The 22,624-nt window shown below is 52.1% G+C and carries 20 protein-coding genes; 9 read left to right on the forward strand and 11 right to left on the reverse strand.

Going from position 1 to position 22,624, the window contains the following annotated elements; genetic code table 11:
- The first annotated feature begins 166 nt into the window (after window positions 1–166).
- The 4 genes from B0I18_RS07630 to B0I18_RS07645 all read left to right on the forward strand — a co-directional run bounded on the left by B0I18_RS07630 (window position 167) and on the right by B0I18_RS07645 (window position 6,581).
- Window positions 167–1,327: an efflux RND transporter periplasmic adaptor subunit gene (locus B0I18_RS07630; protein WP_106522095.1), complete on the forward strand. Its 1,161-nt coding sequence runs from the start codon at window positions 167–169 to the stop codon at window positions 1,325–1,327.
- 106 nt (window positions 1,328–1,433) lie between these two features.
- Window positions 1,434–4,634: an efflux RND transporter permease subunit gene (locus B0I18_RS07635; protein ID WP_106522096.1), complete on the forward strand. Its 3,201-nt coding sequence runs from the start codon at window positions 1,434–1,436 to the stop codon at window positions 4,632–4,634.
- The gene (locus B0I18_RS07640; RefSeq protein WP_106522097.1) at window positions 4,615–6,030 is read left to right on the forward strand and encodes a TolC family protein; all 1,416 of its coding nucleotides are present in this window, start codon (window positions 4,615–4,617) and stop codon (window positions 6,028–6,030) included. The genes B0I18_RS07635 and B0I18_RS07640 overlap by 20 nt, the downstream gene beginning before the upstream one ends.
- 23 nt (window positions 6,031–6,053) lie before the next feature.
- A complete protein-coding gene (locus B0I18_RS07645) occupies window positions 6,054–6,581 on the forward strand; it encodes a cupin domain-containing protein (RefSeq protein ID WP_146146683.1) in 528 nt (175 codons plus the stop codon).
- Between the two features lie 373 nt (window positions 6,582–6,954).
- Here B0I18_RS07645 and B0I18_RS07650 read toward each other — a convergent pair whose 3' ends face one another.
- The 8 genes from B0I18_RS07650 to B0I18_RS07685 form a co-directional block, all read right to left on the reverse strand.
- Window positions 6,955–8,439, reverse strand: coding sequence for an amino acid permease (locus B0I18_RS07650; RefSeq protein WP_106522099.1), 1,485 nt, complete (start codon window positions 8,437–8,439; stop codon window positions 6,955–6,957).
- A gap of 5 nt (window positions 8,440–8,444) precedes the next feature.
- Window positions 8,445–9,449: an EamA family transporter gene (locus B0I18_RS07655; RefSeq protein ID WP_106522100.1), complete on the reverse strand. Its 1,005-nt coding sequence runs from the start codon at window positions 9,447–9,449 to the stop codon at window positions 8,445–8,447.
- Window positions 9,450–10,022: 573 nt separating this feature from the next.
- Entirely contained in the window at window positions 10,023–10,391 is a 369-nt protein-coding gene (locus B0I18_RS07660; RefSeq protein ID WP_106522101.1) for a cupin domain-containing protein, read from the reverse strand.
- Entirely contained in the window at window positions 10,391–11,017 is a 627-nt protein-coding gene (locus B0I18_RS07665) for an alpha/beta hydrolase (RefSeq protein WP_106522102.1), read from the reverse strand. Before B0I18_RS07665 ends, B0I18_RS07660 begins: the two co-directional genes overlap by 1 nt.
- A gap of 49 nt (window positions 11,018–11,066) precedes the next feature.
- Window positions 11,067–12,005, reverse strand: a complete 939-nt coding sequence (locus B0I18_RS07670; RefSeq protein ID WP_106522103.1) for a ring-cleaving dioxygenase — start codon at window positions 12,003–12,005, stop codon at window positions 11,067–11,069.
- 78 nt (window positions 12,006–12,083) lie between these two features.
- Window positions 12,084–12,398 carry a response regulator gene (locus B0I18_RS07675; protein ID WP_106522104.1) on the reverse strand — a complete coding sequence of 105 codons (315 nt, stop codon included), beginning with the start codon at window positions 12,396–12,398 and terminating at the stop codon, window positions 12,084–12,086.
- A gap of 22 nt (window positions 12,399–12,420) precedes the next feature.
- Window positions 12,421–13,299, reverse strand: a complete 879-nt coding sequence (locus tag B0I18_RS07680; protein ID WP_106522105.1) for a pirin family protein — start codon at window positions 13,297–13,299, stop codon at window positions 12,421–12,423.
- Between the two features lie 86 nt (window positions 13,300–13,385).
- Window positions 13,386–13,964 carry a Crp/Fnr family transcriptional regulator gene (locus tag B0I18_RS07685; protein WP_106522106.1) on the reverse strand — a complete coding sequence of 193 codons (579 nt, stop codon included), beginning with the start codon at window positions 13,962–13,964 and terminating at the stop codon, window positions 13,386–13,388.
- A gap of 136 nt (window positions 13,965–14,100) precedes the next feature.
- Between B0I18_RS07685 and B0I18_RS07690 the strand changes: the two genes are divergently transcribed.
- Window positions 14,101–15,093 (forward strand): lipid A deacylase LpxR family protein, encoded by a 993-nt coding sequence (locus B0I18_RS07690; RefSeq protein ID WP_106522107.1) that lies wholly within the window; start codon window positions 14,101–14,103, stop codon window positions 15,091–15,093.
- Between the two features lie 13 nt (window positions 15,094–15,106).
- On the opposite strand, the gene B0I18_RS07695 is transcribed toward B0I18_RS07690, so the two are convergent.
- The gene (locus B0I18_RS07695; protein ID WP_181358374.1) at window positions 15,107–15,994 is read right to left on the reverse strand and encodes a phosphatase PAP2 family protein; all 888 of its coding nucleotides are present in this window, start codon (window positions 15,992–15,994) and stop codon (window positions 15,107–15,109) included.
- Window positions 15,995–16,370: 376 nt separating this feature from the next.
- On the opposite strand from B0I18_RS07695, the gene B0I18_RS07700 reads away from it, so the two are divergent.
- Together B0I18_RS07700 and B0I18_RS07705 are read left to right on the forward strand one after the other, a co-directional pair.
- On the forward strand, window positions 16,371–16,670 hold the full coding sequence (locus B0I18_RS07700) for a hypothetical protein (RefSeq protein ID WP_106522109.1): 300 nt from the start codon (window positions 16,371–16,373) through the stop codon (window positions 16,668–16,670).
- A 53-nt stretch (window positions 16,671–16,723) separates the two neighbouring features.
- Window positions 16,724–18,202, forward strand: a complete 1,479-nt coding sequence (locus tag B0I18_RS07705; RefSeq protein WP_106522110.1) for a calcineurin-like phosphoesterase C-terminal domain-containing protein — start codon at window positions 16,724–16,726, stop codon at window positions 18,200–18,202.
- A gap of 32 nt (window positions 18,203–18,234) precedes the next feature.
- Here the strand turns inward: B0I18_RS07705 and B0I18_RS07710 are convergent, their stop codons facing one another.
- Both B0I18_RS07710 and B0I18_RS07715 read right to left on the reverse strand, forming a co-directional pair.
- Window positions 18,235–18,858, reverse strand: a complete 624-nt coding sequence (locus B0I18_RS07710; protein WP_106522111.1) for a response regulator — start codon at window positions 18,856–18,858, stop codon at window positions 18,235–18,237.
- A gap of 6 nt (window positions 18,859–18,864) precedes the next feature.
- Window positions 18,865–20,889, reverse strand: a complete 2,025-nt coding sequence (locus B0I18_RS07715) for a tetratricopeptide repeat-containing sensor histidine kinase (protein ID WP_181358375.1) — start codon at window positions 20,887–20,889, stop codon at window positions 18,865–18,867.
- 244 nt (window positions 20,890–21,133) lie between these two features.
- Between B0I18_RS07715 and B0I18_RS07720 the strand changes: the two genes are divergently transcribed.
- Entirely contained in the window at window positions 21,134–21,355 is a 222-nt protein-coding gene (locus B0I18_RS07720; protein ID WP_219905942.1) for a hypothetical protein, read from the forward strand.
- A gap of 607 nt (window positions 21,356–21,962) precedes the next feature.
- Complete coding sequence (locus B0I18_RS07725) at window positions 21,963–22,493, forward strand: hypothetical protein (RefSeq protein ID WP_106522113.1); 531 nt, start codon at window positions 21,963–21,965, stop codon at window positions 22,491–22,493.
- Window positions 22,494–22,624 lie beyond the last annotated feature (131 nt).

Raw genomic sequence — 22,624 nt, forward strand, 5'->3', positions numbered from 1 at the left:
TTTTAAAACCAATAGCAACAATTAACCATGCGCACGATCATCCATTGCAGGTGTTACGCCTGCCGGAGCAGTTGACGGGACCGGCTTTTACCCGGTTTTATCTTAAAAATTTCAAAGCAAAAAACAACAGAAGACGGGCGGTTACGCCCGACAATACCAAAAGAATATGAAAAGGAATCTGATTGACCTATCTATGTTTGTAGCCGGTTTGCTGCTGCTGGTTGCCGTAAGCAGTTGCAGCACCTCCTCCGGCAATACCGCCGGAGCAGAGCCTGCGGCGGCCGAAGTGGTAACCATCGCATCCGGCAATGCCACTACACAAAATGAATATACCGCAGCGCTCGAAGGCAAAGTAAATGTTGAGATCCGCCCGCAGGTAGAAGGGTACCTGGAAAAGGTTTATGTAGACGAAGGCGCTTATGTAAAAGCAGGACAGCCTTTATTCAAGATCAACGACCATCCCTTCCGCGAGCAGCTCAATAATGCAAAAGCAAGCCTGAATGCAGCCGAAGCAGCTATGGCCAATGCACAGCTCGAGGTGGATAAGCTGACCCCGCTGGTACAGAATAAAGTAGTATCCGATGTACAGCTGCGTGCCGCACAGGCCAGCTACAGGGTAGCCAAAGCCAATGCCGAACAGGCACGCGCTACGGTAGGCGCAGCGCAGATCAACCTGGGTTATACCCTGATCAGCGCACCTGTAAGCGGTTATATCGGCCGCCTGCCCAAGAAACAGGGCGCACTGGTATCCCGCGCCGATGTAGAGGCCCTTACCCAGTTGTCGGATGTACATGAAGTGTATGCTTATTTCTCGCTGAGTGAAAATGATTTCATCAGCTTTAAGGCCCAGTATCCCGGCAACAGTCTGGAAGAAAAGCTGAAGAACCTGCCGCCCGTATCGTTGCTGCTGGCCGATAATAACCTGTACGGCGAAACCGGCAAGATCGATATGATCGACGGACAGTTCGATAAGAACACCGGCGCCATTACCTTAAGGGCTATATTCCCCAATGCACAGGGACTGATCCGCTCGGGTAACACGGGCAAAGTAAGGCTGAGCCGCACGCATGAATCGGCTATACTGGTACCGCAATCGGCTACCGTCGAGATCCAGGATAAAGTATTTGTATTCGCCGTGGATAAAGGCAATAAGGTAAGCAAACAGCCGATCGCCGTAGTCGGCAAGAGCGGTAACAATTACCTCGTAAGCGAAGGTCTTAAAGCAGGCGACCGTATTGTATACAATGGCCTCGATCATTTGCAGGAAGGCGCGGTAATCAAACCCGAAGCGCCTAAAGCTGCAGCACAATTATCCATGAAAAACTAAACCGGAAAGCGCAAGCTGCGCGGTACCCTGCCCGAACTGCTCCACGGAGCGGTACCGGGCAAGGTATGCCCGGAACTTAACCCCCTAATTTTTCAAACTTACCATAATGTTTAAAAAATTCATTGAACGACCGGTACTGGCAACGGTGATCTCTATCTTACTCGTTATTTTAGGGATACTGGGTCTTACTCGGTTGCCCCTACAGAAGTTCCCGGATATTGCGCCGCCTGCCGTACAGGTTACCGCGTTGTATCCCGGCGCCAACGCGGAAACCGTATTGCGTTCCGTAGCGCCATCACTCGAAGAATCGATCAACGGTGTGGAGAACATGAGTTATATGAGCTCTACGGCCAGTAACGACGGTTCGCTGGTGATTACCGTATATTTTAAATTGGGTACCGACCCCGACCAGGCTGCGGTAAACGTACAGAACAGGGTAGCCCAGGCTACTTCCCAGCTGCCCGCAGAAGTAGTACAGGCGGGTATTTCGACCGCCAAGCAACAAAACAGCCTGATCATGGTACTCGATCTTTACAGTGAAGATGCCAAGACCTACGACCAGACTTTCCTGGCCAACTATGCGCAGATCAATATCATACCCGAGATCAAAAGGATACCCGGTGTAGGCCAGGCCCTCATCTTCGGCGGTAGTAAAGACTACTCGATGCGTGTATGGCTGAACCCCACGCAGATGGCGGCTTACAACCTTACCCCCAAAGAGGTGATGGCTTCGATACAGGATAAAAGCCTCGAGGCTGCGCCCGGTAAGTTTGGGGAGAGCAGCACCGAAGCTTTTGAATATGTGATCAAGTATAAAGGCAAACTGAACAAACCGGAAGACTATGAAAATATCGTGATCCGTTCGAACGCTGATGGTTCTATGCTGCGGCTTAAAGATGTGGCCCGTATCGAACTCGGTTCTTACACCTATGGTAACTATACCCGCGTGGATGGTAAGCCGGGTATCAATATCGCGATGTTCCAGCTGGCCGGCTCCAACTCCAACGAGATCCAGATCGCAGCCGCCAAATTGATGGATAAAGTGGCTAAAGATTTTCCGAAAGGCGTTAAGTACCTGAAGCTGTACAATACCAAAGATACCCTGGATCAGAGTATCGACCAGGTAAAACATACCCTGTTCGAAGCCTTTATCCTGGTGTTTATCGTAGTGTTCCTCTTCCTGCAGGACTTCCGTTCTACGCTGATCCCGGCCATCGCCGTGCCGGTAGCGATCCTGGGTACCTTCTTCTTTATGTCGCTGCTGGGCTTCTCCATCAACCTGCTTACGCTGTTTGCCCTGGTACTGGCTATCGGTATCGTAGTGGATGATGCCATCGTGGTGGTGGAAGCGGTGCATGCCAAGATGGAACACCGGCACCTGCCGCCGCGCGCAGCAACGATCTCGGCTATGAGCGAGATTACCGGTGCGATCATTTCGATCACCCTGGTAATGTCGGCCGTGTTCCTGCCGGTTGGTTTTATGGAAGGTTCTACCGGTGTATTCTACCGCCAGTTTGCCTTTACCATGGCCATCGCGATCATTATCTCGGCCGTCAACGCCCTTACGCTGAGTCCCGCACTGGCTGCGCTTTTCCTTAAGGAGCATGCCGCTGTAGACGCTAATGGTGTGGTGCGTAAGAAGACGTTTAAAGAGAAGTTCTTTGCCGGTTTTAACTCCGGTTTCGACAGGCTTACGAATAAATATATCAATAGTGTCCGCTTCCTGATCAAACATAAATGGGCCAGTATGGCCGGCCTGGCGCTGGTGCTGGTTACCACGGTGTATATGGTGAAGAAAACGCCATCCGGCTTTATCCCTTCCGAAGACCAGGGCTTTATCGCGGTATCGATGTCGATGCCTGCAGGCGCCTCGCTCGAAAGGACTACCGAAGTTATGAAACAGGTAGAGGAAGTACTGCGGCCGATCGAAGCCAACAGGACCCTGATGGGCCTCTCCGGTTTCAATATGCTTACCCAGTCTTCCAGCCCTTCTTCCGGTGTGGCCTTCCTTAACCTGAAGCATGCCAAGGACCGCGGTAAGATCAAAGACATCAATGCCATTATGGACGAGGTAAGGCAACGCCTGTCGGTGATCAAGGATGCCAACTTCTTTGTCTTTACTTTCCCGACCGTACCGGGCTTCAGCAACGTAGACGGTTTGGATATCGTACTGCAGGATAAGAGCGGCGGCGCACTGGATAAGTTCAGTGGTATTGCCAACAACTTTATCGGCGAACTGATGAAGCGCAAGGAGATCGCTGTAGCGTTTACCGCCTTCAAGGCCGATTACCCGCAGCTGGAAATGGAAGTGGACAATGAAAAAGCAGAGCAGCTGGGCGTAAGTGTGAGGGATATCATGCAGACCATGCAGGCTTATTTCGGTAGTGCCCAGGCTTCGGACTTCAACCGTTTCGGCAAGTATTACCGGGTAATGGTGCAGGCCGATAAGGTAAGCCGTGCCACACCCGAATCTATGGAAGGTATCTATGTGAAGAATAAGACCGGGGCAATGGTGCCGGTAAGTACCCTGGTAAAAATGAAAAGGGTATATGGTCCGGAAACGGCTTCCCGGTACAACCTCTTCAACTCGATCAGTGTGAGCGCAATTGCCAAGCCGGGCTTCAGTTCGGGCGATGCCATCAAAGCAGTAGAAGAAGTAGCGGCGCAGCACCTGCCTTCCGGTTATGGTTTCGAGTTTTCGGGTATGACCAAGGAAGAGATTACTTCAGGCGGTCAGTCGGTGGTGATCTTCGCACTCTGTCTGTTGTTTGTATACTTCCTGCTGGCAGCGCAATACGAAAGTTATATCCTGCCTATCGCCGTTATTCTTTCCATACCTACCGGTATATTCGGTGTATTCGCCGCTATCGGTTTGAAAGGTATCGAGAACAATATCTATGTGCAGGTAGCGTTGGTGATGCTGATCGGTTTGCTGGCCAAGAATGCGATCCTGATCATAGAGTTTGCAGTACAACGGCGCAGGGCGGGTAAGAGCCTGCTGGCTGCGGCGCTCGAAGCTGCCAAACTCAGGCTGCGCCCGATCATTATGACCTCGCTTGCCTTCGTGGTGGGTATGGTGCCGATGATGAGCGACAACGGTCCGTCGGCTATGGGTAACCACTCGATCAGTATCGGCGCCGCCGGTGGTATGATCAGCGGTGTCGTGCTCGGTCTCTTTATCATCCCAGTTTTATTTATCCTATTCCAGTACCTGCAGGAAAAAGTATCGGGTAAACCGGTAGGCGTCCTGCATCACGAACAAGAAGAAAAATTAAATGCCAAAGAACATGAACCAGTCTATCAATAAATATTTTTTCATCCTCGCCCTGGTATTCCTGAGTGCCTGTAAGGTATCGAAAGATGTGGCAACACCGGATACCGGTTTGCCCGTAACCTTCCGGAATGCAGGCCAGGCCACCGATTCCGCGGGTATTGCCGATCTGCCCTGGCAAAGCTTCTTTACCGACGCTACCCTGAAACAACTGATCGGTAAGGCGCTGGAACAGAATTACGATATGCAGCTGGCGCTTAAAAATATAGAAGCCGCGCAATTGCAACTGAAGCAAACGAAATGGGGTTATGTGCCGGATGCCCGTATACAAGCGGGCGCCAGCACATCGAGGCCCTCCGATAACAGCCTTAACGGGCTGAGCCTCGGACAGTTTCTCGGTACCCGGCATATCGAAGATTATTCGGCCAGCCTGGTACTGTCCTGGGAAGCCGATATCTGGGGTAAGATCCGTAACCAGCAAAAGGCCGCGCTTGCCGCTTACCTGCAGACCGGCGAAGCCCGTAAGCTGGTGCAGACCGATATCGTAGCCGGCGTATCCAAAGGGTATTACAACCTGCTGATGCTGGATGCCCAGCTGGACGTGGCCCGCAGGAACCTGGCACTCAACGACAGCACACTGCGTATGATCCGCCTGCAGTTCGATGCCGGACAAGTTACCTCGCTGGCCGTACAACAGGCCGAAGCCCAGCGGCTGGAAGCCGCACAATTGGTACCCCAGTTCGAGCAAAACATCACCATCCAGGAAAATGCCCTGAGCATCCTGGCCGGCGAACTGCCTGCGGAACTGAAACACAGCTCAGGTTTGCAAAATGTAGCGTTTCCCGAAAACCCGGGTACCGGCTTGCCTTCTGCCTTGCTGAGCCGCAGGCCGGATGTGCGCAGCACAGAGCTGCAGCTCGATATTGCCAATGCCCGTGTGGGCATCGCCAAAGCCAATATGTATCCTACGCTGAGCATTACCGCAAACGGTGGTGTCAATGCCTTTAAGGCCAGCAACTGGTTCAATATACCGGCTTCTTTATTTGGTACCGTGGCCGGGAACCTTGCCCAGCCGCTGATCCAGAAAAAGCAATTGCGTACGCAGTACCAGTTGGCAGGTGTAGAGCGCGAAAAGGCGGTATTACAGTTCCGCCAGTCCGTGCTCGCTGCGGTGGGCGAGGTGTCTGATGCCCTGGTGAAAATAGACAAACTTAAATCGCAATATGCGATCGCGAATGCAAGGGTAGCCACCCTGCAGCAGGCAATATCCAATGCCAGCCTGTTGTTCCAGAATGGTATGGCTACCTATCTCGAGGTAATCACCGCACAGGGTAATGTGCTGAAGAGCGAGCTCGAGATCAGCATGCTGAAAAGAGACCAGCTCAATGCCGTAGTCGATCTGTACCGTTCGCTCGGCGGCGGCTGGAAATAATCACCGTTAAAACAGAAATGACCATGATCCCGGATAATCCAACTTTACCGGTACCCCTGGCCGGTTTCAGAACGAAAACTGATGAACAGAACAGGGAATATGCGGAGGTGATCGCAACCTTGCCACAATATGCTTCAGAGAAAGCGCTGCATACTTATCCTTTGCAGACGGCCTGTATCGAAGCTATAGACGGGACGCTGGGTATTATGTTGCCCGACCGGCGGGTCGTGATCCGTCCCGGGCAGCGTTTCCAGATCCCTCCCAATACGAGTCATGCTTTTTATAATGCAGACGAAACGGAAGTTAAATTCCGAGAAATGCTGAAACCCGCGCTGCATACGCCCTGGCTGTTCGACGAGATCAGCGCTGCGGCGAAGCGTAACCGCCCGGGTATTGTTGCCTTTTTTGAAAAAGCTTATATCCTGAGCCAGGTTAAAAGCGAATATTACCAATCGGGGATCCCTGTTTTTATCCAGAAACATATCTATCCCGTATTGGCCCGTGTCGGCAAATTGTTGGGCTGGGTGCGTCACGTTGCTCCCCGTTTTTAACTTTGCATATTGGTTTTGTTTTTTTTGCGCAAGCCGGTCCTGTTCCCAGGACCGGCTTATTTTTTTACCTTATCGCCATCGGCTTATAGCAGGCCGGGCATCAGCGCTTGCGCTGTTTCCCTTTGTGGAGACTTTGCCCTTGTTGGTGTTCCGCCTTTGTTGGTGTATCGCCTTTGTTGGTGTTTTCACCAACAAAAGGGGAGCCTTGCTCATTATATGAACCAGGCCTTACCAGCTTCACCCAGGTTAATCCCTCATTTATAATCTCCGCCTTTGTTGGTATTGTCACCAACAAAAAGGGAGCCTGGTCCGTTGTATGAACCAGGCGCTACCTGCTCCCCTCAGGTTAGTCCCCCATTTGGTTTATTTTGATTTACACCTCCTGCGTTGCTTCAACAGGATGCGCTGCAGCAGGGTCTTCCAGCTCCTGCCGTAACTTACTGTGCCGTTTGCCATAGCCGAAATAGATCGCGAAACCAATGGCCAGCCATACCGCCAGCCGTAACCAGGTACCGGCCGGCAGCGAGACCATCATCACCAGGCAGGTACCGATACCGAGCAGGGGCACTACCGGTACAAAGGGCGTTTTAAAAGGTCTTGGCGTATCCGGCGCTTTTTTACGCAGGATCAACACACCCAGGCAGACCATTACAAAGGCCAGCAGGGTACCGATACTCGTCATTTCCCCCACGACGCTGATGGGTACGAAACCCGCGAACAGGCTGATGAACATACACAACAGGATATTCGAAGTAGCCGGTGTGCGGAACTTCGGATGCAGTTTAGAAAATACATCGGGTAGTAAGCCGTCGCGGCTCATGGCATAGAATACCCGCGACTGGCCCAGCAGATCGACCAGGATCACCGAAGTATAACCGATCAGGATCGCCAGGATTACGGCGTAACCCAGCCACAGGTAAGGCGTCTGCGCGATAGCAACAGCCACCGGCGCTGCATTGTTTTTAAACGATGTATAATGTGCCAGGCCGGTCATTACATAACTGAACAGTACAAACAATAAAGTACAGATCACCAGCGAACCCAGGATGCCGATGGGCATATTGCGTTGCGGGTTGCGCGTTTCCTGGGCCATGGTGGCCACGATATCGAAACCGATAAAGACGAAGAACACGACACCGGCGCCGCGTAATACGCCACTCCAGCCAAACTCGCCAAAGTGGCCGGTATTGGCCGGTATATAAGGATGGTAATTGGCCGGGTCGATATACCGCCATCCCAGGCCGATGAAAACCAATACTACGCCTACTTTCAGCGTTACGACAATAATATTGAAAAGCGCCGAGCTGCGCGTGCCCCTGATGAGGATACCGGTAATAAGCACAATGATCAGCACGGCCGGCAGGTTGATCCAGGTCTGGATGGCCTGACCGCCTGGTCCCAATACAGTTTCAAAAGGCGAATGGGTAAGCTGCGGCGGCAGGTGTATACCCAATTGATCCAGGAACTTGACGAGGTATTGCGACCAGCTGATGCCCACGGTTGCGGCGCCTACCGAATACTCCAGGATCAGGTCCCAGCCTATGATCCAGGCAAAAAGCTCGCCCAGCGTGGCATAGGCATAGGTATAGGCGCTGCCTGCAACCGGTACCATAGCGGCAAACTCGGCATAACATAAAGCGCTGAAGGCACAGCCCGTTGCGGCAATAAGAAAAGATAAGGTAACGGCGGGGCCCGAGTTGCCCGCCGCAGCGATACCGGTCAGCGAAAACAGCCCTGCGCCGATAATTACACCGATCCCGATCGCGACCAGGTTAATACCGCCCAGGCTTCGTTTCAGGCTGTGTTGCCCGCTCTGTCCTGCTTCCAGTTGCAGGCGTTCTATAGATTTCTTCAGCATAATTTTTAAAAGTCTACCAGGTATTTATCGCCGGAGGGTGAGGAAAAAAGCGTTCGGGATGCGCGGCGGATCTTGACCACCAGGCGTTTGTTGATCTTGTAGGAAGCGGCATTGGTCAGCAATACGCCCGCCAGGATGACCAGCAGCCCGGCCAGTTGCAGCAGCGAAATGCTTTCGTTGAGGAACAACCAGCCCGCCAGTACCGCCACTACAGGATTGATATAGGTATGGGTACTTACGATCACCGGGTGTTTTACACTCAACAGCCAGATATAGGAAATATACGCTACGATAGATCCGAAGAATACGAGGAAAGCCAGGCCCAGCCAGGCGGATACCGGTATTGTAGCTGCCGGGAAGGCATGCCACTCGCCCCTGAAGGTGGCGATGATAAAAGAAGCCACGCCAGCTACGACCAGTTGCTGGGAGATGTTCTTGAAGGTGGAGTGGGTGGCCCGGTAATGCTTGGAATACAGGGAGCCCAGTACCCAGGAGATGGAGCTCAGGGCCAGTACAGCGAAAGCCGCTATACGCATGGTCTTGGGCGCAGCGCCACCCGCACTGTGGATGCTGTCGTTCAGGAACAGCAACAGGCCCGCAAAACCTACGATCAGCCCGGCAATGGTGCTGATATTGGAAAAATAGTTTTTCCAGTTTTTGCGGTCGATCGCGATAAACCAGAATGGCCCGGTAGCGATGGCAATAGCCGCTTCGGTAGAGGTAATATATTGTTCCCCCCAGGTTACAAGTCCTGTACCGCCCGTCAGGATGAGGATTCCGGTAATGCCGTTTTTCTTCCAGTCGCGGAAGCTGGAGGTACGTTCGCCTTTAAGGTCGCGCCATACCAACAGGATAATACCGGCAATCAGGAAGCGCAGGCCGGAGAGGAGGAAAGGCGGAAAGCCTTTCAAACCGTAGGATATAGCGAGAAAGGTGGAGCCCCAGATAATATAAATACTTGCAAAAGCAAAGAGCAGCAAGAGTTTCGGGTGTTTTTGAATGAAGGACATTTTTTTTATTTTTTTTGTTTAAACATTGGAAACGAAACGGTCATGAAGACCGGTAATGTAGAAGCCCCGCTACACCAGGTGCAGCAGGGCTTACAGCGGTCTGTATACAGACTTATACGCACTGGTGCTACCCCGGTGGGGAAGGCATACAACAACAAGAGCAAGAGCGGGATGACATAAACTAAGATGTTTTTTAAAAGGGATGAAAATGAAAAAAGCCCCTGCGCTTGTTTTGCGGAGGGGCCGGTAGAATGGTTGTACAACATTTACAGGTATACGCTTCCGCAACAGCCCTCAGGGCTGCAACAACACATGGAACACATTATAGAAAGCGACCGGTACATAAAAGGTAAAAGAAAAGGGGATAAAAAAAGCCTTCCGGTTAAGAAGGCTGTCAGTATTGTTATTTACGGGGAGTAATATCAGCACATAGCCTTTGGGATACAACAACAGGTACAACACATGGTGTTGCCACTGGCTGAAAGGATATGGATCGTGTAGTTGTTCATTACGCTGCAAAACTACAGCTAGATTTTATTACCCGCCAAATGGAAATTTATTTATTGATTTTAATCAATCCGAAGGCGGTAAGGTAATAAAGATGGATTGACGCACGGCCGCTTGCAGGTTGCGGCTACGGTGACCCTTGCCGCGGGTGTCTTCGACGAGTAGTACCTCGCCCGGACCAAAACGCCGTACCACGCCCAGCGAGGTTTCTATCTCAATCTCGCCGTCCATCAGTGCGATATATTGCCGGGCCGGGGCCCGGTGAAAATCGTAATCATAACCTTCGTTTACTTTGCGGAAGATGACCTGGCCCGCTGTAACTCCGGTAGACAGGAAGCCGATCGGCCCGCTATCCTGCAGCGGGATTTCCAGGTCCTGGAAATGGCTGTCGCCCGCTGCATCGGCATAGATCCTCGTGATCCGGTAGGTTTCCATCAGCCAAAATATTTATGGAACCAGGCGATAGACTGGTTAAGGTCTTCGTGGCTCAGGTTATGGCCGGTATTGAAGGTATAGGCGCTCAGGTCGTAACCGGCATCCTGCAGCAGGGTGCGGTAGCGTTCGGTATCCGCCTGGTTAATGGTCGGATCGCTGGCGCCGTTGCTGGCAAACACCGGCGTATGAAGCGTATTGCTGAAGGCAGCAGGCGACCGGAAAGGCTGCATGGGCCGGTACAGGATCGCACCTTTCAGAAAGGCAGGATACAGGGTCAGGATACTGCCGATGATATTGGCGCCGTTGGAATAACCCAGCGCAATGATCTTCGCGGGATCGAACGCTTCTTTTCCGGCCAGTGTTTGTACGAAGTCTACCAGCTCATGGGTCCGGAAGCTTAGGTCCTGTTCGTCGAAGACGCCCATACCCAGGCGTTTGAAGAACCGGGGCATACCACCTTCCGAAACGTTGCCGCGCAGGCTGAGTACATTAAGCCCTTTCCCGAAATTAGGTGCAAGGGGCAGGAGGTCCTGTTCATCGCCCCCTGTGCCATGCAACAGCAACAGGGTATAGGCCGCTTTATCGCCCGAAGGCTGGTAGATATATTTTAAGGGTTGAAAGTCCATAGGATTATTTTTGATTAAGGTAAAACATTCCGGTTAAAGGGTACCTCTTTTAATCCAGGGGTACCAGGTGTTTTTCGATCAGCGCACGCTGGTCTTCATATTGAACCGGCAATTTCAAATGCTGGCCGAGTTCTTCCAGCGGTTCGTCTACAGTAAAGCCCGGGTTATCGGTAGCGATCTCGAACAATACACCGCCCGGTTCGCGGAAGTACAGCGAATGAAAATAGTTGCGGTCGATCTGCGGCGTAATGTTCAGGCCCAGTTTCTGGATTTTGTCGCGATAAGCCATCTGCGTCTGGTCGTCTTTTACGCGGAATGCAATATGGTGGATTGTGCCACCGGCGCCTATTCCCCTGGGTTCCACCGGCAGTTCCACCAGGTCGATCACATTGGCCGTTGCAATACTGTCGGTCGCATAACGGTAACGGTTCTCTTCCTGTGCCACCAGCTTATAACCGAACACTTCGGTAAGGATCGCTGCTGTGGCTTTAATGCTGTTTAACGTGAGCGTGGTATTGAAGAAACCTTTGGTGGCTACAGCTGCGCTCACGGCTTCTGTTACATAAGGCTTACGGTCGTCGGTAGCGGCATCGGTGGCGATCAGCTCCAGCTGCAGTCCGTCGGGATCGGCAAAGGACAGGAACGCTTGTCCGAAACGCGTACCCCGGGTTACGGGTGTAAAATTGGCGGTAAGGCGGTCGGCCCAGAAGTCAAGACTGTCCTGCGGTACGGAATAGCCGATGGCGGTGGCCATGCCGGATCCATTGCTGCCCCTGCGCACGCGGTCGCCCCAGGGAAAGAAAGTGAGGATCGTACCGGGTGTTCCCTGTTCGTCGCCGAAGTAAAAGTGATAGGTCTGCGGATCATCGAAGTTGACGGTTCTTTTTACAAACCTTAATCCGAGTACCTGGGTATAAAAATCAAAATTGCGTTTGGCATCACCGGCAATAGCCGTAATATGATGTATGCCTAAAATGTTATTTTCCATGTTTGTTGTTTTATGATGTAAAATTCGGAACCTTTCGATCCCCGGCCATTGAACCAGGACAAGAAAATCAAAACGGGCTTACACTTGCCCGGCGGACAGGGCCTGCAGGATCTCGCCCTTTAATAAACCGCTGCCACCGCCATAATGTTGTACGATGCGGGTTTGCGGGCTGGCTGTCCTGATCTGTGCGCAGAGCCGCGCTTCTTCCGTTTCGTCCAGGCCGTTGCCCAATAAAACCAATGCCGGTGTCGTGGTCGCGAGGTACAGCGCAACCTCTTCGCCGGTGCCCGCGCCGCTTCCCTGCCACGTTTCTTCCTGGTTGATCAGCCGTACGACCAACTCCCGGATAGCTTCGTTGCAGCCTATATACAGGATCTCTGTTTTCTGTAACATAATACTGGTTTGTTTTTTAAGATCAGGATAATACCATGGGCACTTCGATCAGCAGGATTTCGGCGCCGGGCGATTGTGCGGTAAGGCTGATGCGGTCGGTATCCCATATACCCAGGCCGTCGCGGCGGTTAAGGTTATGGCCTTCGATACTGAAATCACCATCGATCACGAAGGCATATACGCCATTGCCCGCTTTCTTAACCCGGTATTCGCTGCTTACACCCTGTTCGAACTTACCCATATGGAACCAGGCATCCTGGTGGATCCATACCCCCTCATCATCGGCGCTGGGCGAAAGGACCTGCTGCAGGCGGTTGTGGCGGTCTTCAAGTTTCAGGCTGAGCTGGCCGTACCGGGGTGTTACATTCTTTTTATTCGGGAATAACCAGATCTGCAGGAAGCGGGTCAGCTGATCTTCGTTCTTGTTGTATTCGCTGTGAAACACACCGGTACCGGCGCTCATTACCTGGATATCGCCATGGCGGATCACGGCTACGTTATCCATACTGTCTTTATGTTCGAGATCGCCTTCCAGCGGTATGGATATAATCTCCATATTGTCGTGCGGATGCCTGCCAAAACCCATACCCGGGTCTACGCGGTCGTCGTTCAATACCCGTAACGCGCCGAAATGCATCCGGTCGGGGTTATAGTAATTGGCGAAACTAAACGTATGATGGCTGTCGAGCCAGCCATGGTTGGCGTGCCCGCGGGTATCGGCTTTATGCAGTACGGTGCTGGGGTTAACGGCTGTGGCCGGGTTGGGCAAATGGTTGAATCCAACGGGGTCAAGCTCTTTCAGCTCGTCGATATCATTTTTAAGGACATTGCCAAAAGCTGCGCTGGCTACGAATACGCCGGTGCCCATCAGGCCTTTCCGGATAAAATCTTTTCTTTCCATGATCAGTAATTTTTTTGTTTGCTGAACACAAAATTCAAAGAAATAACATGCCTGGCCATTGAACCAGGACAAGAAAATGAAAGGGCCTATTTTTTGGCCAGCCGTGTCCTGACTTTGCTCAGGAACTCGGGCGACATGCCCAGGTAGGAGGCGATATAATGTTGAGCCACCCGTTGCGGGATGCTCGGGTAGCGTTCCAGGAAGTCGAGGTATTTATTGGTGGCATTGGTCGATATGGTCTGGAAAAGGCGTTCCTGCATGCGCGACAGGTTGCGTTGTACCATCAGCCGGAACATGCGTTCGAACTTCGGCACCTTATGTAAGAGCTCTTCCTTGGTTTCGGGCGTCAATACCAGTATTTCGCAGTCTTCCAGGGTTTCGATAAACATATGGCTCGGCTTACGGTCGTGGAAGCTGGCGATATCACTTACCCACCAGTCTTCGATAGCAAACTGGAGCGTAACCTCGGCGCCGTTTTCGTCGATATAATAGTTGCGGATGCAACCTTTATTGACAAATGCTTCAAAATTACAGACCTCGCCTTCCTGCAACAGCAGGGTCTTCTTTTTAACCTTGCGAAACTGCAACAGGGAGTTGAAATAACTGGTCTCTCCCGGTGTAAAGTTGGCGCACAGCCCGATGTAGCGGTTGATAGCTTCGTACATGCAACAAAGATAAGGCTTAAAAAGGCTCCCGGCGTGTTGCGGTACCAGTCCTTACAAAACGGTATGATTCTATAGAACAATAATAATATCCTGTTTGTATACTAAGCTGAACTTTGCTGTTTCAACCCCTCTCCTTATGAACCAGATCAGCCGGCTGTTGCTGTTTTTCTTTTGTATACCTTTTCATGCCCTTGCACAGGATACCACAGCCAGCAGGCATATGTTCCGCGTGTATGAAGATAATGATGCCATCAAGCTTTTCGGCGCTTTATCCGATAAGGGGTATACCAATGGTACCCGGTTCGATTATTATTATACCCGGCCGGGCACACCGCGTTTCCTGCCCGACAGGCTGATGCCCAGGGCGGGCAAAGCTGCCGTAAATACCTATGGCTGGAGCCTGATGCAGATCATGTATACGCCGGAAGATATCCGTGCTGCCCAGCCTGATGTTGAAGACTGGCCGTATTCCGGCGCCTTGTTTGTGAGTCATAGCCTGCATTCGGTTGACCCGGTGCGGAAGTTTAACCTGCAGACCGAGATCGTGCTGGGGGTTATGGGTAGGGCTTCGCTGGCCGAACAGTTACAGAAGGGCATTCATAAGGTGATTGCCTCGCCCGATCCGCAGGGCTGGCCTTACCAATATCCTACCGATATCCTGCTGAACATCAATATAGCCGCCGAAAAGCAGCTCTGGCAATACCGTCGCCTGCTCGATATTACCACCGGGGCCCAGGGTATGCTGGGCACGATGATGGATGGCGCTTCGGTGTATGCGCAATTGCGTATCGGTAAAATGCTACCTTACTTCGATGGCTTGCTGCAGCAGTATGTACAGCCTTTCCGTAACCGTAACAAGCTGCAGCTTTACCTGGTTGCCCGGCCCGCGCTCGATTGGGTCGGTTATAACGCGGTGCTGGAAGGCGGCGTGTTCGGTGGCAAATCAGATTATTATAAACAGAACGATGCCGCCCGCGTCAATCATGGCCTGTCCCGCCGGCTGGACCTTGGTCTGGTATTGGGTTACGGCAATATAAGCCTTTCCTTTACCCAGCGTATCCTCTCCAAAGCGGTCGATGGCTTCGGGCATCAGCGCCTGGGCAATGTATCCTTGTATATAGGCTGGTAGTATGTTATACTGCTTACAATTTGAAATTTAGGGTAAGACCGCTGGCGCCGCCCGGTGCGAAATAAGGAGCCATGGAGATGTTCTCATGCTTTTTGGCAATGCGGTGCAGTTCGGGAATAACAATACCCGAGGTGCCGCCTACCAGTAAGCCCAGGAGCACATCGGTGCGGAAGTGGCGTGCAGACTGCATCCGGTAATAACCGACCATAGCCGGTGGTATCGCCGCTGCCGAAAAAATGGCAATACGCTGCCAGCCGCGGATATGATGATAGTCGGTCAATACTTTGGCCAGGAAGAAGGTCGAAGTAGCGGCGAAGGATACGTGCCCGCTGAAGAATGAATTGCTTTTGGCCTCGCCGGTACGCAGTTCCATGGGGATCTCCTGGATATAGGTAAATGGCCTGGCCCGTCTTACAGAAAAAGCGGCGGCGAAATAAAGCGCATTATCGGCAGCATGGCTTACGGCATAAAGCGTAAGCAGGTCCAGCCAGTCTTTGCGCATCTTCTTATCCATCATAAGTAATACCGGGCTCGCAATCGAAAAATTGAGGAAGAAGTCGGACCGTGCCTGCGCCCTTTCAAAGTTGGCGGGATTCATTGTCGTGACCGGCCGGTCAAAACTATTGATGTTTTTTACATTGAGCCGGGCGACTTCATCGGCAGTCATGGTAGCGGTACGGTCCAGCGCTCGGAAGCCGAAATAGGAAGCGACGACCAGGGCCGCCGAACCGCTCAGCTCATATTTGCGGTGCAATTGATAAACTTTCTCTTTTGCAGGGAGCGGCGCCGGTTCTGCTGCCGTAACAACGCTGTCGGTCTGGCTGAAGCCGGGAACGGCGGCAATCGATAATGCGAGCGATAAAAGGCTTTTTCGGACGGATGCAGGAAAGGAGAAATTCACGATCGGTTTTTTTAACATTTTCGGTGTAAAAATATAAAACAATTAGTAATGGGTTGGCATCCTTTTGTTTATCGGCCTATCGAAGCTTTTCTGTATTGCATTACCTGCTTCCTGTTGAAATTGGTAATATTCCGGTAACCTTATGATAATACGCGCTTTTTAATTTCGTGCCTCGTTACCGAACCAACACACAACAACAAAATAGCGGTGCTACGGCCCGCGAACTACGGATACCTGCCGGGCCCTGCCCGGTTAATGTCTTGCTGCGCCCGCTCCCCATAAGGCGTTGCGGCAACAGATCGTTTACCCCGGAAAAGACCTGGCTTACAGGACGAGGTGCAGGTACCGCCCGAGCTTGTGTTTTTAATTTTTGCTTATGCCTTATATCAGTGTTTCACAACACCGTAAATTTTGTGAATATGTTTCCGAAAAATTAGAAGACCTGAAGTCCGGGGAGCCCATGCCCGCCGGTTATACGGATATGGAAGATCGCTTCCGGAATATGCAGCAGTTGTTTGATGCTTACCAGAAGCGACTGGGCGAACTGCAGGATATCACGCTGCAGTATGAGAAGCTGAAGAAGGAAACCCGGATACTGCTGCGTAAGAAATATATGAAGCAGAAAACGCGTAAGGTAACGCTCGACCTGCAGGAACTGAAGCTCAATATATCCTGAGCCCTTGCGCTGCTTTGATACCGAACCACGAACCAACTACATATAACCAATCCATGCAAAGAAGGAGTTTTCTACGCAGCCTGGGCCTGCTATCGGCGGGGCTGGCGCTTCCAGCCGCCCCTGCGCTGGCCCGGGCCGTTGCCTTCGTAACCCGCCAGGTCAACGGTAAAGTAACGGCACAAGGCCGCGGTATTGCCGGTGTTGCGGTAAGCGACGGCTACTCGGTCGTACTTACCGATCAGCAGGGCCGCTACCAACTGCAGCCGCATTATGATGCGCGCTTTGTCTTTATTTCTTTACCCGCCGGCTACGAGATTCCCAATGAACAAGGCATTGCGCGGTTTTATCAACCGCTGGACCCGGCGGCAGCACAGCAGGTGGCCGACTTTGCCCTGCAAGCGATGAAGGGCGGCGATGAACGGCACAGCTTTATCGTATGGGCCGATCCGCAGATGCGCAACAACGGTTATGATGCGGAGCAATTCCACACCACCTCGGTACCCGATACCAAGGCACATGTGGCTACTTTGAGCCATGGTCCTGTATTCGGGATCGGTTGCGGCGACATCGCCTTCGATCATTTCGAGGTTTATGAGGATTATAAAAAAGGCGTCGCTGCTGTAGGTATTCCCTTCTTTTCCCTGATCGGCAACCATGATATGGACTATACCGCAAGGACGGACAATGGTTCGCAAGCCACGTTTAACCAGCTTTTCGGACCTACCTATTATTCGTTCAACCGGGGTAAGGTGCACTATGTGGTACTCGATGACGTATTCTTTATCGGGGCAGGGCATCGTTATATCGGTTATATCACCGAAGAGCAATTACGCTGGCTCGAACGCGACCTCAAATTTGTGCCTGCCGGCAGTACCGTTGTGGTAGCCATGCATATCCCTTCCAATACCGGCGCACAGGCACGCGAAGCGCTAAAAGAGGATCCTATCGGCGGTGTAGTGATGAACCGCCAGGCTTTGTATAAACTGCTGCAGCCGTATAAGGTGCAGATCATATCGGGACATACCCACTGGAACGAGGTATGGGAACAGGACAATATTACCGAACACAACCTGGGTACGCTTTGCGGCGCCTGGTGGTCGGGGCCTGTATGTGGCGATGGAACGCCGAATGGCTACGGTGTGTTTGAAGTAAACGGCAGTGATATCAGCTGGCATTATAAAGCAACCGGCTTCGACAGGCAGCACCAGATGCGGCTGTACAAACCCGGCGCTGTACCCGGTAAACCGGGGAGCTTTATGGCTAATGTCTGGAATGCCGATGAGCGCTGGGCGATAGAATGGCTGGAAGATGGCGTGGCTAAAGGCGCGATGACGCCCTACACCGGCCTGGATCCATTGGCGGTAGAACTGTATGAAGGCGCCGAAAAGCCAAGCCGGAATAAAGGCGTGGAGCCGAATATAACCAGTCACCTGTTTATTGCTACTCCTTCGGCAACGGCCAGGATGCTTACGGTAAAAGCCACCGACCGGTCCGGGAAGGTATACGAGGAGCGGCTTATGCTTAATGCCTAAATAAATTAGGTGTATATAGGCCAGTTGCTGCCTCACAGCAATTGGTAGTCCGTAGCCATTTTAATTACGGAGGTCATATTGTTGACCTCGAATTTCTCCATCAGGTTTTTGCGGTGGCTCTCTACGGTATGGGTGCTGATAAATAAGGTGGCTGCGACTTTGGGCGTGGTGTATCCTTGTGCGACCAGTTGCAGGATCTCTTTTTCCCGGCGGGTAATGCGGGGTACCTGTTTGAGCTGGCCTTCGCCCGCCCGGCTGAGCCTGTCCCGGGTCTTGGTACAGAGATAGCTTTCGCCCGTCATTACCGTATGGATAGCTTTAATGATCTCGGTACCTACCGAATTTTTGAGTACATACCCGTTTACCCCGCTTTGCAGCATACTGTTGATTACGGGCAGTTCGTCGTGTACGCTCAGGGCTATGATACGGAGCTCCTGGTCCCGGCTGCGTATCTGCCGGCATAACTCGATACCGCTGATATCGGGCAGGTTGATATCCAGTAGCAATACATCGGGCTGCAGGTGTTCCAGGGCGGCCAGCAGGTCCCGGCCGTTTTCGTAAAAGCCGGACAGCTCCAGGTCTTCCTGGTTGTTCAGCAGGTTCTTTAGTCCTTCCAGTACAATAGGGTGGTCGTCGGTGACGATAGTCTTGATCATAGGTTGTCAGATTGGGCTTTCGATTAAGATAGTGGTACCGGTACCGGGTTTGCTGTCGATATCCATTTTGCCTTTCAGGAAAGCTACGCGGGCCCTGATATTCGACAGGCCGGAACCTTTGACGCGGCGTAGCAGTTCCGGGTCGAAACCACCACCGTCGTCTTCTACCGTAAGGAAGATCTGTTCGCCGGATTCCTGTAGCTGTACCAGCAGGTGGGTTGCCGCAGCATGTTTCACGGCATTGTTCACCAGCTCTTGCATAATACGGTAGAGCACCGTCTGGCGTTCCGGCGCCATCCGGTTGGTATAATGGAATACCTGGCAGGTCACGCTCAGCCCCGGGCTCCTGAAACTCCGGCAATATTCCTGGGTAGCCTCGCCCAGTCCGTATTTCAGCAATACCTCCGGCATCATGCTCCTGGCTATACGCCGCAGTTCGTCCACGGCATTATCCAGGTGGCCAAGGATCTTCTGTAACAGGTTCTGGGGTTTAGGGTCGGGTAATACCGGCGTCATTTCGGAGAGCTGGATCTTGATGCCGGAAAGCAGGCCACCCAGCCCGTCGTGCAGGTCGCGCGCCAGCCGGCTTCTTTCCTGTTCCTGGCCTTCCAGTATGGCGGATAGCAATGATATCTGGTGTTCCTGTTTGATCTTATCGACTTCCAGCGCATGTAACCGTTGTTGTTGTTGCAGGGCTTTGGTCCTTTGTTTGTAGGCATAAAATACGAACAGCAACAGCAGCATGCTGGCCAGGGTAAGAATGATGTAAACGGTATTGAGCCTTTTGTTATAAGCGACCCTGGCCTGCAGCGCTTTCAGCGCCTGCTCCTTCTTTTCGGTCTCATACTGCGCTTCCAGCTTTTTGGCCTCGCTCATTTTACGGCTGTCGAAGATGCCTTTGTAGCGTTTTACATATTCTTTGTAATACCGGAGCGCCGCGGCCGGATCGCCTTTTTGTTCCTGTATCTCTGAAAGGGCCAGGTAGGCATCGGCCATGATCTCATGTTCCGGCGCCGGGTTTTTTTGCAGCGCGCTGATCACGGCCAATTGCATCTCTTCGGCCAGTCGGTATTTTTTTTGCTCCAGGGCATAACGGCCCAGTACGCTGTAACACAGCGCTACTACACTGTAATGCCCGGTATTCAGTCCTTCTTTCAACGCGATTTTAAAATAGGCAGTAGCGCTGTCCTGGTTTTTATAAGGGCTGTAACTATCGTAGATATTGCCGATGCAGTAACTGATATAAGGAAGATCGGTACGGTGGATGATCCGTTGCTGGTTGCGGTAGGTAAGGGCCAGGGCTTCTTTAAAATAATACAAGGCCGAATCGAGCAGGGGCTTTTGCAGGGTATCCATCCGGTACTTACCTTCCAGGAAAGAAGCCAGGTTATAGGTGCCGGCTATAACATAATCGGGCTGACCGGTATGCAGCGACGCGGTATAACACAGGCGGATATATTTTTCGCGGCTCGGAGCATCTTCCCATTCTCCATAGATAAGGGCCAGCTCTTCATAGATCGAGCTTTCGTAAGTATAGGCCTTTTGCCCGTCCAGGGTTTTGAGCGCGGTAAGAAATGCGGCTACGGCTTTCTCCCGCTGGTTGGTCCGGTTGTACATCCAGCCCTGCATATAGGCTACAAATCCCTTGATCCTGCGACTGCCGGTTCGCGCTGCATAGTAGGCGGCGCTATCAAGGCAGGCCCGGGCCCGGGGCAGGTTATTGCCGATCTGGTAACGGCCGGCCATTACGCCATAGGTATACGCCGTGTATTGCCCGTCGGGTAAGGTGCGCGATAAAAGAAGCGCTTCTGAAAGCAGCTGCAGGCCTTCGTCGTGGCTTTTGGTAAAGAATACCATACTGCCCAGGTTGCTCAGCACCATTACCCGGTCGCCCGGCGGCAATGCCGGTTGTGCAAGTACGGTACGCAGCGAATCTTCAATATAATGCCCTGTTGCACCGGTGCTGTGCAGGAAGGCTACCAGCAACAGCAAGCAGTATTGTACCCGGTTTCTTTTAAGACGGTCGATCATCTGCCACAAAGTTAAGCCGGAATAAAAAAAGCGGTTATCCCTGGATTCAGGGAATAAAGTGAGGGCCGGATACGGTTTGATTCTTTGCCCCGGGCCGGTTAAACCCCACAAATGGCGGATTTCAGGGATTGTGCAGTGGCGCATGCCGGGGTACTTTTGCCTGCTGTCCGGGAAAACAGGAATATCATAGCCGCTTTTTTTAATTTAAATGTTTTTAATTTGTTGGTCTAAAACCATATCTACCATGATTGCAAAAAACGGATCTTTCCTTTGTATCATCGGCCTGCTGGCTATCGTGATGAACTTTTTTAACTACGTTCCCAAACTCCTGGTATGGATCTATAAATGGGGCGAAGGACCGGCATGGGGGATCAAGATCGCCCTGGTTGTTGTTGGTGGCGCCATGTGGTGGATGGGAAGCAAAACCCCGACCGGCACGGAAGACGGAACACCCGCGGGACAATAACAAAACCGGCAGGCTCAGGGCATTGCCGGGTTTTTCCTTACTTATAAAGTACCTGGTAACAGGCCGGTAGTCCTACCGGTCCGGGCCTGCTTTTGTGCTTGATAAACAGATCGGCCGATTTTCGTCGCGACGGTTACTGTAAAGGACATTGCACGTGGATGGCAGTTTACCTGGTCGGTAGGGATACACATTTGATGCTATTTACTGCTGCTGTTGCCTGTCTTCCGCAGGGTCCTTTGCAGGAGACCGTGCGGAGGCATCCCAATAGGGAGCGCTTAGGCTATCCAGGATAGATAAATATACGACGATACCAGGTCCTTGCGGGCGAATGTGATCCCGTGAAATTCCTGTTTTCTCGCCGTGGTCCCGAGAAAATAAATAGGGACAGCTTAAACAAATCGCTTCACCAGGCACTGGATGTTCCTTTGTCCCTTTTTCGCCTGATCGGAAGTGTCGGTAACTTTTCTGCCTGATCCGGTTTATTAAAAGCGGGGAACGAAGAATGATAAATGCCAGTTTTCCGGGATTTTCCGGGAGGCATTACCGGTTTACCTTTACCACCCGGACAGCAGATCATCAGCATGGACACTAATAACTGAAGCATATCATGAACCCCAAAATTAGGAAAGCCGGGATACTGTTCATGGCCGCGCTATGCGTTGGCTGGACCTCCTGCAGTAAGCCCGGCGAAATAGGAAAACCTGTTGCCGACGATGGTTATATCCTGCTGCGTGCCGATAAGGAAAATAATGGCAAGCGCTTCAGCATTGCCGGTTACCCGGCCCTGAGCAGCGATATCACAACCGGTACCGGGCGTACAACCCTGCTCGATATCTATACCGAACCCGAAGGCAAGGGGCAGCTTATTGCCGCTTTACCGCTGTCCTTCGGTAAAGGCAGCAACGAATTTCATGTGCCGGAAACCTTTACCGTGGCCGATATCACGGTATACGACCAGGCTGGTAATAAACATAAGTATACCGACAAACTGCAGTTTTCCTTTACCCTCGTACTGAATACCGAAGCGCCAAGAACAACGGCGCGCATCCGCCGCCGGCTAGCCGGCCGGGTAGAACGCGAAGAGGTAACGGTATACGCAGGACATGCCGAAGCGGTAAGGATCGATCCGGCGCCCTGACCGATATAAAATGAAAGCCCCTGGGTAACCCAACCCGGAAACAAAAACAGCCTGCGTTGCGGGAAAATAAACAAGCATCGGGATACCGTTACCGGGTAGTAATCCGTATCAGCGATTACCGGTTTGTTGAC

The organism is Taibaiella chishuiensis (assembly GCF_003014535.1).
Classification (GTDB): Bacteria; Bacteroidota; Bacteroidia; order Chitinophagales; family Chitinophagaceae; genus Taibaiella; species Taibaiella chishuiensis.